Below are 15618 nucleotides of genomic sequence, written 5' to 3'. Positions count from 1 at the left end.
TAACGCCTGCGTCGCTAGTCTTGCGATCCCCAATCGCCACCATAGTCGCCGTTCGGGCTGCCCCAGCCGTTGTCTCGGGTTTCGCCATAGCCTTGCTGTTGCAGGCGTGACCACTCAGCGGTTGCAGCATTGCTGTCGTCGACGCTGGAGGTTGTCTCCGGCATGGCGTTCACCATGGCGTTGGCTGCCGGATTAAGCGCCAGCATGTTGAACGGTCGCCCTTCGATGGCGGAGGCAACATGCTCCTGGGCCACCAGTTCCAGCAGGGAAACGGCAATCGCCTGTTTCTTCATGGTCTCTTCAGCGCGCTTGGCATGTACACCCTTGGGGGCTTCGACGATTGTCTCGACCCTGGAGCCTTCCCCGTCGGCGCTCACGGTGGTGACGAAACGCATCAGCTCATTCTCGCCCTCGTCGAGCAGAGACGTGACCATTGTTTCATCGTCGAGCCTGGTCACTCGGCTGCCTGTGACCTGCCCGCCCAATACGTGGAGCGGTACAAGGGCCGACTGCAGTGCGGAGCGCACTTCGGCGGGTGTCTTGTCGTAATGCGTACCACCACCGCTCGCGCCTAGCCACATTACACCCGCGAGGAATGGCGCGAACATCATGATGAGCCGTAGTTTGAGAAATGCCGAGCCCACTTCTGCCCCCTCCGATCAAGCACGCGATCAACCCCTACAAGAAGCGGCATTAAATCGAAGTAAAACGGCGCGGTTCTGTTCGAGCCGCGAGGCTGAAGGAACAATCGGTTCCGGGCTGGTGGACGCGGGTCCGCCCCGGCGCTATGGGCGCGCGACTTATGAGCTCGCAATCCACCAACCCCCGTCGCACGTTTGCGATCATCTCGCACCCTGACGCCGGTAAGACCACGCTGACCGAGAAGCTGCTCTTGCAGGGTGGAGCGATCCACCAGGCCGGGCAAGTCAAGGCGCGTGGCGAAGCACGGCGCGCGCGCAGCGACTGGATGAAGATCGAGCAGCAGCGCGGGATTTCGGTCACCTCCAGCGTGATGACCTTCGAGAAGGAATATGACGGTGAAACGATCACCTTCAACCTGCTCGACACGCCGGGCCACGAAGACTTCTCCGAAGATACCTACCGCACGCTGACCGCCGTCGATTCGGCTATCATGGTGATTGATGCGGCCAAGGGGATCGAACCGCAGACATTGAAGCTGTTCGAAGTCTGCCGCCTGCGCTCGGTGCCGATTATCACCTTTGTCAACAAGGTCGACCGTGAAGGGCGCGAGGGGTTCGAGCTGCTCGACGAAGTTGCGGACCAACTGGCGCTCGATGTAAGTCCGCAAAGCTGGCCCATCGGCATGGGCGGACAGTTCCAGGGGATCCTCGACTATTCCAGTGGTTCGGTGGCGCGGCCTGAAGGCGGTTCGAAGGAGTTCCTTGGCAAGCGGGATGAAAATCCCGAAATTCCTGAAGAGTTCGCCGAAGAAGCCGAGCTGGCGCAGGCTGGCTATCCCGAGTTTGATCTCGAGGCGTATCGCAATGGCGACCTGACCCCGGTGTTCTTCGGCTCGGCGCTCAAGAACTTCGGCGTGTCCGAGCTGATCGATGCCATCGCCAAATACGCCCCGCCGCCGCGCCCGCAGCCTGCCGACGGCGGCGAGATTGCGCCGGATCGCAGCGAAGTGACCGGCTTCATCTTCAAGGTGCAGGCCAATATGGATCCCAACCACCGCGACCGCATCGCCTTCATGCGGCAAGTTTCGGGCACCTTCAAACGTGGCATGAAGCTGACGCCGAGCGGCCTGGGCAAGCCGATCGCGATCCATTCGCCGATCATGTTTTTCGCGCAGGATCGCGAGATCGCCGATACCGCTGAGGCCGGCGATATCATCGGCATCCCCAACCACGGCACGCTGCGTGTGGGCGATACGCTGAGCGAGAAGAACGAGGTGCGCTTCACGGGCCTGCCCAATTTCGCACCGGAAATCCTGCGCCGCGTGGTGCTGAAGGATCCGACCAAGACCAAGCAGTTGCGCAAGGCGCTCGACGACCTTTCCGAAGAGGGAGTCATCCAGGTTTTCTACCCGGAGATAGGCGCGCAGTGGATCATCGGTGTTGTCGGCCAGCTCCAGCTGGAAGTGCTCGTTTCGCGGCTGGAGGCGGAATACAAGGTCGACGCTTTCCTCGAACCTTCTCCTTTCGCAACGGCGCGCTGGGTCAGGGGCGAAGGCAAGGCCCTGAATGAATTCGAGAGCTTCAACCGATCCAACCTTGCGCGCGACCGCGATGGCGATCTGGTTTTCATGGCCAAGAGCCCATGGGATGTGAACTATCAGGCTGAGAAGAACCCTGAGCTGACGTTTTCCGCCACCAAGGAGCGGTGACAAGCGCGCCGCTCGAGCGTAGCATCCACTCATGGCCGATTTCTTCGACAGGCTCGACGGCAAGCATATTGCCATGATCGAGCAGCAGCCCGTGTTCTTCGTTGCGACTGCAGCGCAAGACGGGCGGATCAATCTCAGCCCCAAGGGCTATGACGCCTTCCGGGTGCTGACCCCGACGGTGGTCGCTTATCTCGACCTTGGCGGGTCGGGCAACGAGACCCACGCGCACCTTGCCGCCGACGGGCGTATCACCATCATGTTTTGCAATTTCCAGCAGCCGGCGCTGATCCTGCGCATCTACGGTCGCGGACGAGCTGTGTTGCCGCAAGACGAGGAGTGGGAGGCACTGGCGGCGCAGTTCACCCTGCTTCCGGGCACGCGGCAGATCTTCGTCATCGATGTTGATAGTGTCCAGACCAGCTGCGGCTGGGGCGTGCCGCTGATGACTCTGGAAAGCGAGCGCAACACGCTGACCAAGTATCACGCCAATGCCGATCCGGAGGCGTGGGCAGCCAAGGTCTCGACCCGTATCTCCAGCATCGATGGGCTGCCGACGCGGGCTACCGATCGCTATATCGCGGGTGGGCCGGGCGCGCACTCCAACTAGGCCGCGCCGCGCGTGCAGCTCACCGTCGCCAGCTACAACATCCACAAGGCTGTCGGCACCGACCGACGGCGCGATCCCGGGCGCATCATCTCTGTCTTGCGCGAGCTGGATGCCGATGTGATCGCCTTGCAGGAGGCCGACTTGCGTTTCGGCCAGAGAGCCAGCGTGCTTCCCCGGGCGGCGCTTGACGACACGCCGTGGAAGGCCGTGCCGGTAGCGAAGCGGGCGCGCAGCATCGGCTGGCACGGCAATGCCATCCTGGTCCGCCGCGACATGCAAGTGCTGGCGAGCGAACCGCTCGATTTGCCGATGCTGGAACCGCGCGGAGCGGCCAGCGTGGACCTTGCCAATGGCGATGGCGCGTTTCGTGTGGTGGGCGCGCATCTCGACCTGTCGGGCCTCAGGCGAAGCGACCAGATCCGTTCGATCCTTGGGCACCTGAACGGGGCGCATCCGCCGATGCCCGAAATCCTGCTGGGTGATTTCAACCAGTGGACGGCGCGTAGCGGCGCCATGCGCGTGTTCGACGGACGTTGGCTGGTGCTTTCCCCGGGGCCGAGCTTTCCAGCTTCACGCCCGATCGCCCGGCTCGACCGAATTGCGCTTTCCCCACAATGGAAAGTTGTGTCTCATGGGGTCCATCACAGCTCTCTCAGTGCGCAGGCATCGGATCACTTGCCGGTCTGGGCCACGGTCCAAATGAGTAAAAAGTAGGCACCGACTAAATTTTAAGCAACAATCCTGCGCAAATCTTGCTGCAGGTACCTGATTCCGGTGGGAATCGATTCTGGCACACCTCTTGCTGCAGTTGCGAAGTCCGGGAAGGGCCCGGATCCAAGCAAGGGGGACCCGATGAAGTTCATCATCGCCGTCATCAAACCATTCAAGCTCGACGAGGTGCGCGAAGCGCTCGGCGGGATCGGCGTCGCCGGCATGACCGTGACCGAGGTCAAGGGCTTCGGCCGCCAGAAGGGCCAGACCGAGATTTATCGCGGGGCCGAGTATTCGACCAACATGCTGCCCAAGGTGAAGCTGGAGATCGCTGCCAGCGATGACCTCGCACCGCAGATCGTCGAAACCATCCAAACCACTGCCGCTACCGATGCCATCGGCGACGGCAAGATTTTCGTGCTCGATCTTGCCACTGCGACCCGCATTCGCACCGGTGAGACGGGCGAGACCGCATTGTGATCCGGGGGGAAACGACCATGATCCGCACGCTTATTCGCAGCGCCGGCGCTCTGGCCTTGACCGGCCTCGCCAGCACCGCTGCATTCGCGCAGGAAGCGGCTGAAGCCGCGCCTGCAGTCGCCAATCCCGGCAACAACGCCTGGATGATGACGGCAACAATCCTTGTCCTGCTGATGATCCTGCCGGGCCTCGCGCTGTTCTATGGCGGTCTCACTCGCAGCAAGAACATGCTTTCGACCATGACGCAGGTCGGCGGGGCAGCCTGCCTTGCCATGCTGATCTGGGTGATGTGGGGCTACTCGCTCGCCTTCGGTCCGGAAACGACCGGCGCGCTCAGCCCGTTTTTCAGCACCGGGGCGTATTTCCTTTCCTCGGTGACGACGGACAGCACGGCTGCAACATTCAGCGATGAAGTGATCAGCGAATACGTCTTCGTCAGCTTCCAGATGACCTTTGCCGCGATCACCGCTGCACTGGTTCTGGGCGCAACTGTAGAGCGCCTCAAGTTCTCGGCCGCGATGCTGTTTACCGCCATCTGGCTGACCATCGTCTATTTCCCGATCGCGCACATGGTGTGGGCGGGCGGCGGCCTGATCTTCGAATGGGGCGCGCTCGACTTCGCCGGCGGCACGGTGGTGCATATCAATGCCGGTGTTTCGGCGCTGGTGCTGGCTTACTTCCTCGGCGGCCGCAAGGGCTACCCGACCGAGCCGATGCCACCGCACAGCCTGACGCTGACACTGGTGGGCGCAGGCCTGCTGTGGGTGGGCTGGTTCGGCTTCAACGCCGGCTCCGAGCTTGAAGCCGACGGCACCGCCGGCCTCGCCATGATCAACACCTTCGTCGCTACTGCGGCCGGTGCGCTGGCATGGATGCTGATGGAGCGCCTCGCAGGTCACAAGGGATCGGCCCTCGGCTTCGCATCGGGCATCATTGCCGGTCTCGTCGCCGTGACCCCGGCGGCTGGCAACAGCGGCCCGTTCGGCGCGATCGTGCTCGGCATCGTCGCTTCGGTCGTGGCTTACCTCGCGGTTGCCAAGCTCAAGGCCAAACTCGGCTATGACGACGCTCTGGATGTCTTCGGAATCCACGGCGTGGCCGGCATCGTCGGCGCGATCGGCACCGGCATCGTTTACTCGCCAGCTCTTGGTGGGCCCGGTGATGCAGCTGAGTTCGTCATGAGCGCCCAGGTCTGGATCCAGATCAAGGCCGTGGTTGTGGCGATTGTATGGGCAGCCGTGGGTTCGGCCATCGCCGCCTTCATTACCAAGGTCGCCATCGGTCTCCGCGTCACGCCCGAAGTCGAAAGCGATGGCCTCGACATCGGCGAGCATGGAGAGCGCGCTTACAACTAATCCAACCGAATTGGCGGGGGGGACAATTCCTCTCCCAGTCACCCCCGCCTACCGTTGTTCCTCCTGCGAACATCGACTCTATGGGCCGGAGCCAAGCGCTCCGGCCCCTTTTTCTTGGGGCAAGGCGCTGTGACGGCAGCGACACAGTTGTAAAAATTCGCTCCCCCAAGCTCCTGACAAACCTTGTAATCTTCGCCTGCCGGATTCAGCTTCGCTCCCATGGGCAGCAGAACCCAGTTTGCAGGAGAGATATAATGCGCACTTCCATGTTTTGCGGTAGGCTGCGCGCGCGGCATCTGTTGATGGCCAGCTGCGCCTTTGCCGCCACCGCGACCCCCGCTTTCGCACAGGACACCGAACAGCCCGCCGCATCGAGCAGCGGTGGTTCGGGCAATGTGATCGTTGTCACCGCGACCAAGCGGGATTCGACGATCCAGGACATTCCTTTCTCGATCAACGCGCAGACTCAGGAAGACATCCAAAGATCCGGTGCAGTGACGCTGGAAGACCTTTCGCGCAACGTCGCTGGCCTCTCGGTGCAGAACCTCGGGCCGGGGCAGAGCCAGGTGTCGGTGCGCGGCGTTTCTGCCGGTCAGGTCGTGCGTGACCAGCCAGGCGTGAAGGAACAGGTCGGCGTCTATCTCGACGAAAGCGTGATCTCGCTTTCGCTTTTTACACCCGACCTTGACCTGTTCGACCTCAATCGCGTCGAGACCCTGCGCGGCCCGCAGGGGACGCTGTTCGGTTCGGGCTCGGTCGGCGGCACCATCCGCTACATTACCAACCAGCCTGAGATCGGCGTTACCGAAGGCTCGTTCGAAGCCAATATGAACCTCGTCGATGGCGATGATCTGGGCGCTCACCTGAAAGGTGCAATCAACGTTCCGCTCAATGACCAGCTCGCTGCGCGCGTGGTTGGCTATTACACGAAATACGCCGGCTTTATCGATGCCTTCGGTCCGGGCGGCGGCGAAGACGTCAATGGTGGCGAGCGTTATGGTGGCCGCATTGCCATCAAGATGGACACCGGCGAAGGGCTCAGCATCACGCCCCGGATTGTCTACCAGAAGGTCAAGGCCAATGGGTTCAACCGCCAGGAAATCTGGAACCTCTACGCGAACCCGGACAAGTCCAATCCGGTCCAGCTGGGTGAGCGCGAGCAATATCTGCGCCTGCGGGAAGAATTCGAGGACGAGACCTTCCTGTTCGACCTCACCGCTGAAGTGGACCTGGGCCCGGTCACGCTGACTTCGGTCAGCTCCTACATCAACCGCGACATCCTCGTCAGCCGCGATGCCAGTGCGCTGACGGGCTCGGTCTCGGTTGACCTTGGCTATCCGAATGTCGCTGTCCTGTTGCCATCCAACCTGCGCGACACCACCGAGCTGGAAACGATTACGCAGGAAGTCCGGCTGGCTTCGAACAGCGAAGGCCGCCTGCAGTGGCTGATCGGTGCGTTCTATTCGGAAGTCGATCGTGTCTATGCCCAGCGCCTGCCGACGCCCGGGTATGACTTCTTCACCGATGCCGTACTTGGCGCTGGCGTGTCTGCGGCAGTGGCGAACGGCTTCCCTGCGGATTCGCCGTTCAACTCCGACCTGCCATACGACATCACGCAGTTTGCGATCTTCGGTGAAGCGAGCTTCGATATCACCGACGCGCTGACCTTGACGGCAGGCGGTCGCTATTATGACTTCGAGGAAACCCGCACCATAACCACCGGCGGCCTGTTCGCCAATGGCGATGTCGGCGTCATCGACGAAACCTCGTCCGACGGTTTCACCCCACGCATCCTGCTCAGCTATGAAGTGACGCCCAACGTCACCATCAACGCGCAGGCTTCGCAGGGCTTCCGTCTCGGCGGGGTCAACGATCCGCTCAACGTGCCGCTGTGTAACGCACAGGACCTGGCGCTGTTCGGCGGCTTCCAGGACTATGACGACGAGAAGCTGTGGAACTACGAGCTTGGCGTGAAGACGCAGGGCAATGGCTTCACGTTTAACGCTGCCGGTTTCTACAACGACATCAGCAACCTGCAGGTGACGCTGGATGCAGGCAGTTGCTCTTCGCGTATCGTCTTCAACGTGCCAGACGCACACTCGGCCGGGATTGAAGCGGAGCTGGGCCTCAACCCGGCACCGGGCCTCAATTTCAACCTGTCGGGCAGCTATATCGAGGCTGAGTTCGATACCACGCTGCCGGGTGCTCTGGCTGGTGCCACGGGCATCCGCGAAGGCAACCGACTGCCGTCGGTGCCGAAGTTCCAGCTCGCCGCCAGCGGCAGCTACGAATGGCCGATCTCCGACAGCGCCGATGCCTATATCGCCGCTTCGGTGACGCATGTCGGTTCGCGCTACACCCAGCCGGCTGACCAGGAAGGCAATCCGCGCACTTTCGTGCATGGCCTGCCCTTCAGTGGTGCACCTGCCAATGCTTCGACCACGGTCGACCTGCTGCTCGACAGCTATCAGCTGGTGAACATCAGCGCCGGGATCGATTTCGAGAACGGCTACAGCTTCGTGATCTATGCCAACAACGTGCTGGACGAGAACGCGCTGCTGAGCTTCGACCGCGAACGTGGCGGTCGCGCCCGCCTGGGCTACCGCATCGGCCAGCCGCGCACGATCGGCTTTACGGCACGCAAGACGTTCTGATCGGACGCTGAAACAAGAGAAGGGCCGGGGTACTACCTCCGGCCCTTTCTGTTTTGCCTCAAGCGCCGACGCCCACATCCGTCGGCTTGGCCTCCGGCCTTGCGGTCGCTGCGCGACCGTGCTCTGCGATCACGCTACTGGGTTCGTTCGGCCTCGAGGATGAAATCGGCGCAGCGTTCGCCGATCATGATGGTTGGGGCGTTGGTGTTGCCGCTGACGATCTTGGGCATGATTGAAGCATCGGCGATCCACAGTCCTTCGACCCCTCGCGCCTTGAGCTTGGTATCGACAACTGACTTGTCATCCGCGCCCATCCGGCAAGTGCCGACCGGGTGATAGACTGTGTCCGCGCGGTTGCGGATAAGCTCGTCGAGCTGGGCATCGTCTGCAAGATCAATCGGATGGCGATCGGTCGGCTTGAACTCAGCCAAGGCAGGGCCGTCGACGATACGGTGCGACAGCCGCACGCCTTCGCGCAGCACGGCCACATCGCGGTCGTCATCGAGGAAATTGGGATCGATCCGCGGGGCATCCGCCGGGTCGCTCGAATTGAGCCGCAAGCTGCCGCGACTTTCCGGCCGCAAGACACAGGCATGGAGCGAGAAGCCATGGCCCTTCACTTTCTCGCGTCCGTGGTCTTCCAGCACCGCCGGCACGAAGTGCCATTGCACGTCGGGTGCGGGCGCATCAGGCATGACCTTCCAGAAGCCCCCGGCCTCGGCATAGGGCGTGGTCATGATGCCGGTCCGCTTGCGCCGGTGCTCGATAATGGCCTTGGCCATGCGAGTAGTACCTTCGAGCGAATCGCCGATTGGTACCTTGCTCTCCGTTTCCCAGCCGGAGACATAGTCGATATGGTCCTGCAGCTCGCTGCCGACGGCGGGCTTGTCGAGCTTCACCCCGATGCCATGCTCCTTAAGGTGCTCGGCCGGGCCAATGCCGGAGAGCATGAGGATCTGCGGGGAATTGAAAGCGCCGGCTGACAGTATCACCCCGCGTCGCGCGGTCAGGATCTCGTGCTTGCCGCCCCAGCCGCCAGTCAGCACCGCGACGCCGGTAACCCTGCCTCCGTCGATAATCAGGCGCTGCACCTGCGTCTTGGTGCGGATATCGAAATTGGGTGCGTTGCGGATCGGCTCGACAAAGGCGCGCGCTGCGGACCAGCGTTCCCCCTTGCGCTGGGTGACCTGGTAGATGCCAAAGCCTTCCTGCCGTTCGCCGTTGAAGTCGGCATTGTGGGGCAGCTGCAGCTGCGCGGCGGCGTCGACAAAAGCCTGACTGGTGGCGTTGGCAGCGGTCTGGTCGGAGACGAACAGCGGCCCGCCGGCACCGTGGTAGTCATCGGCACCGCGTTCGTTGGCCTCGGCTTTCTTGAAGTAGGGCAAGACATCGTCATAGGCCCAGCCGTCGCAGCCCATCGCCGCCCAATTATCATAGTCCCAGCGATTGCCGCGGATATAGACCATCGCGTTGATGGCGCTCGATCCGCCCAGACCCTTGCCACGCGGCTGGTAACCGATGCGACCGTTGAGGCCCTTCTGCGGTACGGTCTCGTAACGGTAGTTGGAGTTCTTGAGCAGGAACGGCATGAAGCCCGGTGTCTTGACCAGCATGTTGTTATTGCGACCACCGGCTTCGACCAGGCAGACCTGCCGCGTGCCGTCCACCGCCAGTCGCCCGGCCACCGCGCTGCCTGCACTGCCGCCGCCGATAACGATGTAGTCGTACTGGTTCATTATGCTCTCCTCTTGCGGAAAGCGTTACGCAGGCTTGCCGCTCGCTTCAATCGAGTTTTGTTCAGCAACCGGATTTTCGCCACCCTGCCGCTCCAGCCACCGGGCCCGGATCGTGTCCGAAGTGTCGCGGCTACCGTCGTGAGTCCAGCCAGGTTCGCGCAAGAGGTAGCCGAGCTTGTGCTTCCATGGGCTGTCCCACATGTCCTGGGCAATCCCGATCCATTCATGGAACACCGCCCACAGCAGGTTGAAGCTGCCGAGCTGCTTGACGATGCCGTAGCGGATCTTCTCTTCGTCCGTTTCCGGCTCGAATGTGCCAAACATCTTGTCCCACACGATAAAAACCCCGGCGTAGTTGCGGTCGAGGTAGCGTGGGTTGGTGGCATGGTGGACACGGTGGTGGCTCGGCGTGTTCATCACCGCCTCGAACCAGCGCGGCATGCGGTCGATTGCTTCGGTGTGGATCCAGAACTGGTAGATCAGGTTGAACCCGAAGCAGATGGCGATCATCCCCGGGTGGAAGCCCAGCAGGACCAGCGGCAAGGCAAAGGCAAAGCCCAGCGTGAAGGCCCCGGTCCAGCTTTGCCGCAGAGCCGTGCTGAGATTGTAGTGCTGGCTCGAATGGTGGTTCACATGGCTTGCCCAAAACCAGCGGATACGGTGCCCGGCGCGATGCACCCAGTAATAGCGCATGTCGTCGAGCACGAAGCAAAGCGGCCAGGCCCACCAGACGCCCCACCATTCAGGACCGAAGTCAAACACGCGGTATTCATAGGCAGCGAGGAACACCCACAGGGCGAACCCGCCCAGCAATGCGCCTGCAACGGTGCTGCCCAACCCGAAGGCAAGGCTAACCAGCGTGTCGCGCGGTTCGTAGGCATCGGGCCGGCGAAACTTCGCCCAGACCATTTCGATCAGGACCAGCAGGACGAAAGCCGGGACAGCATATTCGGTGGGCGAAAAATCGGGCATCAGGCCGCCGCCTGTAGCCGATCGATGGCTTCGGCCCAATAGGCCGGATCGTCGAGCTGGAGAATAACGGTGCCATAGCGTCGCTCGCCGCAATCGATCGTCAACGTCTCGTCCCGGGCAAGAACAGTACTGCCCGGCGCGAGCAAGCGACCGGCGAAGAAATTGCCATGCGGCTTCAACAGCAGGATGCGGCCTTGTGCATCTTCCAGCAGCCCGCCGCGCCCGCTCCGGTCGAGGCCGAACCGAACCGGTTGGAATCCTTCCACCGCTTCATTGGCCGCACGGCAGGCATCTGCTTCGTTTGCCAGCTGAGGGGTTCGACCGAGGCCCAGCCACTGCGCAAGCCCAGCCAATGCGAGGATCGCAACCAGCGAGCCGATCAGGACAATGAAGTTCATGGGTGGCGCGATTGCCACGCTCTTGGGATTGTGTCGAGCGCGCCTTTTCATTTGGCTCAGTGCGCGGCAGAACGCGCTGCTGAGGAGACTGCCCGATGAAATCGTACCTGCTTGCTTCAACGCTGATGCTTGGCCTTGCCGCTCCGACCATGGCGCAGGATGCACCTGACCCCGTCGCCGTTGTCGACGCCGAGGCGGACCGGACCGAACGGGTTGCCAAGCAGATTTGGGACTGGGCCGAGCTGGGGTATCTCGAGTTGCGATCCAGCAATTTGTTGCAATCCGAACTGCGTAGCGAAGGTTTCACGGTGACGGAAGGTGTCGCAGGCATTCCCACGGCCTTCGTTGCGGAATGGGGCGCAGAAGGGCCGGTTATTGCTGTGCTGGCAGAATATGATGCCCTGCCGGGTATCAGCCAGTCGACTTCCGCCAACCGCGATGTCCTCGCCGACAAGGGAGCAGGCCACGCTTGCGGGCACAATCTCTTCGCGGCGGGTTCGCTGACAGCGGCGATTGCGATCAAGAACTGGTTGCAGGCGACCGGGACGCCCGGTCGCATCCGGCTCTATGGCACGCCTGCCGAGGAAGGCGGATCGGGCAAGGTTTACATGACCCGGGCAGGGCTGTTCGACGATGTCGATGTTGCGATCCACTGGCACGCCGCCGATCGCAACAGCGCGGCGGCCCGCACCAGCCTGGCCAACCGTTCGGCCAAGTTCCGTTTCAAGGGTGTCTCTGCGCATGCCGCCGGTGCGCCTGAGCGCGGTCGCAGCGCGCTCGACGGGGTCGAAGCGATGAACATGATGGTCAATATGATGCGCGAGCACACCAGCATGGACACGCGCATCCACTATGTGATTACAGAGGGGGGCAAGGCACCCAACGTGATCCCCGACTTTGCCGAAGTGTTTTACTATGTCCGCCATTCCAGCGCCGACGAAGTGCGGGCGCTGTGGGCCCGGCTGGAGGACACCGCACACGGCGCGGCATTGGGTACAGGGACACAAGTCGAGTGGGAGATCATCCACGGCAACAACCCGTTGCTCGTCAATGAAACTCTGGCGCGGGTGATGGATGCCAAGCTGCGTCAGGTCGGTGGGGTCGAATACACGCCAGAAGAACGCGCCTGGGCGGAGGATATCAGCAAGACATTGGGCGATGGCGCATTGCCACTCGAATCAGCAGCGCAAATCCAACCGTACAACACAATGCTTGGCTATGGCTCGACCGATGTTGGCGATGTCTCATGGGCGACGCCGACGGTGGGCGTTCGCACGGCGACCTGGGTCCCGGGAACAAGTGCGCACAGCTGGCAGGCGGTTGCGGCGAGTGGCAATTCCATTGGCGCCAAGGGCGCGCAAGTGGCCGCCAAGGCCATGACGCTGATGGCGATCGAACTGTTCACCGATCCCGAGCTTCGAGCCGCCGCCAAGGCTGAATTCGATGCTTCACGCGGTGAGGACTATGAATATGTCTCGCTGTTGGGCGATCGCGATCCGCCGCTCGACTACCGCGAATAGTTGGGGCGAATAGCGCGGCGTCAGCCTTTCGCCTCTGCGGCCAGCATGTCGATCATCATCCGCACGGGGGCGACATCGTAACCCGCTGCTTCGGCAGCGGCGGCGATATCATCCGGGTCCATACCCTGCCGGGCCTGAGCCAGGGACCATAGCAACGTAGAGCGCGTGCCCGAGCGGCAATAGCCTAACACCGGCCCCTCGGCTCTGGCCAGCGCTTCTGCCATCGCATCGACCTGCGGCTGACTGAACCCGCTCTGGGTGATGGGAATAGCGACGTACTCCATGCCGGCATTGCGGGCAGCCGCTTCAATTTCCGCCCCGCTGGGCTGGTCGTCGGATTCGCCGTCCGGGCGGTTGTTGATGATCATGGTTACGCCCTGCGCGCGCGCCGCAGCCACGTCTGCCGGCGCAATCTGTGGGCTGGCGAGCATCGTGTCCGATAGTTTCCGAAAGTCGCTCATTCAGGCAATCCTTGTCCCCATGCTGGACCGCCACCCTTGCCGAAGCATAGGCCCTGACGCAAGCATTGCACCGATCGGCGGCTGTTTATGGAATTGTCACAAAGCCCTGTGATACTGCCTGCAATGTTAAATCATTCGCATAGCGGCGCTTTGTTCGCTATGCAGTGCAAAGATGAGGGTGGGATCTTCCGGGCCAGCGGCCCAGGCGGCTCGCATCTTGATGGACAGGAACGCCTCGCCGTCCGGTTTTCCTGTCCCGAGTATGACGGGGCGAGCGATACAAGGTACTGACTAGACTATGGGTTACGATAGAGGGCGTCGCGGTCGCGGTCGCGACAAGCGGGACGGGTTCGGAGAAGAAGGTTTCGATCCCTTCCAGGGCGGCGGCGATTTCGGCGGACCCCCGCCGGACCGGTTCGGCGGCGGCTTTGATGACAATCGCGGCGGTGGTTTCGACAATAATCGCGGCGGCGGTGGTCGCGGCGGATTTGGCGGCGGCGGGGGCGGTGGCCCTCGCGGCGGTGGCGGCGGCGGCGGGGGCGGTTTCAACCGCATGCCCGCACAGGTCGTCGGCACCGGTAAGGGGACCGTGAAATTCTTCAACGGCCAGAAAGGGTTCGGTTTCATCCAGCAAGAAAGCGGCGGCGAAGATGTGTTCGTTCACATCAGCGCTGTCGAGCGGGCTGGGCTGGAAGGCCTTGCTGAAGGACAGGAGCTCGAATTCAACCTGGTCGATCGCGGCGGCAAGGTCTCCGCGCAGGATCTGCAGATCGTTGGCGATGTAATCGCGGTCCAGTCGCGAGATGCGGGCCCGCCGAAGCGCGAACTGACCGGCGACAAGGCCACCGGGACGGTTAAATTCTTCAATTCTATGAAGGGTTTCGGCTTCCTTGTGCGTGACGATGGCCAGCCGGATGCATTCGTTCACATCAGTGCAGTCGAGCGCTCGGGCCTACGCGAACTCAACGAAGGCGAACGCTACGAGTTCGATCTTGAGGTCGACCGACGAGGCAAGTATTCGGCGGTCAATCTCGTTCCCGTAAGCGAATGACCCCGGCGCACTAGCGGGAGTGGTTTGACCCTCCCTGCGAGAGCGAATAGACACTACGGAATGGCGGCTCCCATGGGGTCGCCATTTCTCGTTTGAAATTGCATTGATGCCGAATTTTCGAGGAACCCAGCGATGACCATTTCCGCCCTTATGCCCGTCTATCCGCGTTGCGGCGTGCGTCCGGTGCGCGGCGAGCACTGCCACCTGATCGACGAGGACGGCACCCGCTACCTCGATTTCGCCAGCGGTATCGCGGTCAACCTGCTGGGCCATAGCCACAAAGGGCTGATCGGGGCGATCCAGCGGCAGGCGGCAACGCTGATGCATGTCTCCAACCTCTATGGCAGCCCGCAGGGCGAGAAGCTGGCGCAGGAGCTGGTCGACAAGACTTTCGCCGATACGGTGTTCTTCACCAATTCAGGCGCGGAAGCGGTCGAGGCCGCCATCAAAACTGCGCGTGCCTATCACCAGAGCGAAGGCGGCGATGCGAATCGGACCGAGCTGATCACTTTCAAGAACGCCTTTCATGGCCGCACCATGGCCACCATCAGCGCCTCCAATCAGGAAAAGATGCACAAGGGCTTCCTGCCGCTGCTCGAAGGTTTCAAATATTGCGAGTTCGACAACCTCGAGATGGCCCGCAGCATGGTCGGCCGGAATACCGCCGGTTTCCTGGTCGAACCGATCCAGGGCGAGGGCGGCATCCGCCCGGCGTCGGACGAATTCCTGCAAGGTCTGCGCGCAATCTGCGATGAGCACGATTTGATGCTGGTGCTCGATGAAGTGCAGTGCGGCGTTGCTCGCACCGGTACGCTCTATGCATATGAGCAATACGGCATCGAGCCCGACATCCTTGCCACCGCCAAGGGCATCGGTGGCGGCTTCCCGCTTGGTGCCTGCCTGGCGACGGAGAAGGCCGCGCGCGGCATGGTGTTCGGCACCCATGGCTCGACCTATGGCGGCAACCCGCTGGCGATGGCGGCAGGCAGCGCAGTGATGGAAGCGGTCGCCAATGACGAATTTCTCGCCAGCGTGCGCGAGAAGGGTGAGCGCATCCGCACCCGGCTCGAACAGTTCATCGGCAACTATCCCGACCTGTTCGAACTGGTTCGGGGCAAGGGGCTGATGCTGGGTCTCAAGATGAAGGTCGAAAGCCGGCCGTTCTTCGTCCACCTGCGCGACAACCACCAGCTGCTGACCGTGGCGGCCGGCGACAATACGCTGCGCGTGCTGCCGCCGCTGGTGATCGGTGATGCCGAGATCGACGAATTCTTCGACAAGCTTTCGGCCGGTGCTGCCGACTACGAAGTGCCGGAGGGCTGA

Annotated in this window: 14 protein-coding genes; 9 read left to right on the top strand and 5 right to left on the bottom strand. The window is 62.2% G+C overall.

The genetic code is table 11. The features are described from left to right. Nucleotides 1–14: 14 nt before the first annotated feature. On the bottom strand, nucleotides 15–611 hold the full coding sequence (locus QPW08_RS00395; protein ID WP_284123751.1) for a hypothetical protein: 597 nt from the start codon (nucleotides 609–611) through the stop codon (nucleotides 15–17). A gap of 191 nt (nucleotides 612–802) precedes the next feature. On the opposite strand from QPW08_RS00395, the gene QPW08_RS00390 reads away from it, so the two are divergent. From QPW08_RS00390 to QPW08_RS00365, 6 genes are all read left to right on the top strand, one after another. Continuing rightward, entirely contained in the window at nucleotides 803–2350 is a 1548-nt protein-coding gene (locus tag QPW08_RS00390) for a peptide chain release factor 3 (RefSeq protein WP_284123750.1), read from the top strand. 31 nt (nucleotides 2351–2381) lie between these two features. Next, nucleotides 2382–2957, top strand: a complete 576-nt coding sequence (locus tag QPW08_RS00385; RefSeq protein WP_284123749.1) for a pyridoxamine 5'-phosphate oxidase family protein — start codon at nucleotides 2382–2384, stop codon at nucleotides 2955–2957. Between the two features lie 12 nt (nucleotides 2958–2969). Next, nucleotides 2970–3671: an endonuclease/exonuclease/phosphatase family protein gene (locus QPW08_RS00380; protein WP_284123748.1), complete on the top strand. Its 702-nt coding sequence runs from the start codon at nucleotides 2970–2972 to the stop codon at nucleotides 3669–3671. 138 nt (nucleotides 3672–3809) lie between these two features. Then, nucleotides 3810–4148 carry a P-II family nitrogen regulator gene (locus tag QPW08_RS00375; protein ID WP_284123747.1) on the top strand — a complete coding sequence of 113 codons (339 nt, stop codon included), beginning with the start codon at nucleotides 3810–3812 and terminating at the stop codon, nucleotides 4146–4148. Between the two features lie 17 nt (nucleotides 4149–4165). After that, nucleotides 4166–5503, top strand: coding sequence for an ammonium transporter (locus tag QPW08_RS00370; protein WP_284123746.1), 1338 nt, complete (start codon nucleotides 4166–4168; stop codon nucleotides 5501–5503). 254 nt (nucleotides 5504–5757) lie between these two features. Next, nucleotides 5758–8157 carry a TonB-dependent receptor gene (locus tag QPW08_RS00365; RefSeq protein WP_284123745.1) on the top strand — a complete coding sequence of 800 codons (2400 nt, stop codon included), beginning with the start codon at nucleotides 5758–5760 and terminating at the stop codon, nucleotides 8155–8157. A gap of 134 nt (nucleotides 8158–8291) precedes the next feature. Here the strand turns inward: QPW08_RS00365 and QPW08_RS00360 are convergent, their stop codons facing one another. Genes QPW08_RS00360 through QPW08_RS00350 form a run of 3 tightly spaced genes read right to left on the bottom strand, consistent with a single transcriptional unit; the run spans nucleotide 8292 to nucleotide 11263 of the window. Further along, complete coding sequence (locus QPW08_RS00360; RefSeq protein WP_284123744.1) at nucleotides 8292–9893, bottom strand: GMC family oxidoreductase; 1602 nt, start codon at nucleotides 9891–9893, stop codon at nucleotides 8292–8294. 24 nt (nucleotides 9894–9917) lie between these two features. Next, a complete protein-coding gene (locus QPW08_RS00355; protein ID WP_284123743.1) occupies nucleotides 9918–10865 on the bottom strand; it encodes a sterol desaturase family protein in 948 nt (315 codons plus the stop codon). Then, complete coding sequence (locus QPW08_RS00350; protein WP_284123742.1) at nucleotides 10865–11263, bottom strand: hypothetical protein; 399 nt, start codon at nucleotides 11261–11263, stop codon at nucleotides 10865–10867. Before QPW08_RS00350 ends, QPW08_RS00355 begins: the two co-directional genes overlap by 1 nt. A gap of 95 nt (nucleotides 11264–11358) precedes the next feature. On the opposite strand from QPW08_RS00350, the gene QPW08_RS00345 reads away from it, so the two are divergent. Then, on the top strand, nucleotides 11359–12783 hold the full coding sequence (locus QPW08_RS00345) for an amidohydrolase (protein ID WP_284123741.1): 1425 nt from the start codon (nucleotides 11359–11361) through the stop codon (nucleotides 12781–12783). A gap of 20 nt (nucleotides 12784–12803) precedes the next feature. Here the strand turns inward: QPW08_RS00345 and QPW08_RS00340 are convergent, their stop codons facing one another. Beyond that, a complete protein-coding gene (locus QPW08_RS00340; RefSeq protein WP_284123740.1) occupies nucleotides 12804–13244 on the bottom strand; it encodes a TIGR01244 family sulfur transferase in 441 nt (146 codons plus the stop codon). Between the two features lie 298 nt (nucleotides 13245–13542). Between QPW08_RS00340 and QPW08_RS00335 the strand changes: the two genes are divergently transcribed. Together QPW08_RS00335 and QPW08_RS00330 are read left to right on the top strand one after the other, a co-directional pair. Continuing rightward, nucleotides 13543–14295, top strand: a complete 753-nt coding sequence (locus tag QPW08_RS00335) for a cold-shock protein (RefSeq protein ID WP_284123739.1) — start codon at nucleotides 13543–13545, stop codon at nucleotides 14293–14295. A gap of 132 nt (nucleotides 14296–14427) precedes the next feature. Next, entirely contained in the window at nucleotides 14428–15618 is a 1191-nt protein-coding gene (locus QPW08_RS00330) for an aspartate aminotransferase family protein (protein ID WP_284123738.1), read from the top strand.

The sequence above is a fragment of the Parerythrobacter aestuarii genome, assembly GCF_030140925.1.
GTDB lineage: Bacteria > Pseudomonadota > Alphaproteobacteria > Sphingomonadales > Sphingomonadaceae > Parerythrobacter > Parerythrobacter aestuarii.
The sequence above is the reverse complement of the archived record's forward strand: the minus strand, read 5'-3'. Positions and strand labels throughout refer to the sequence as shown.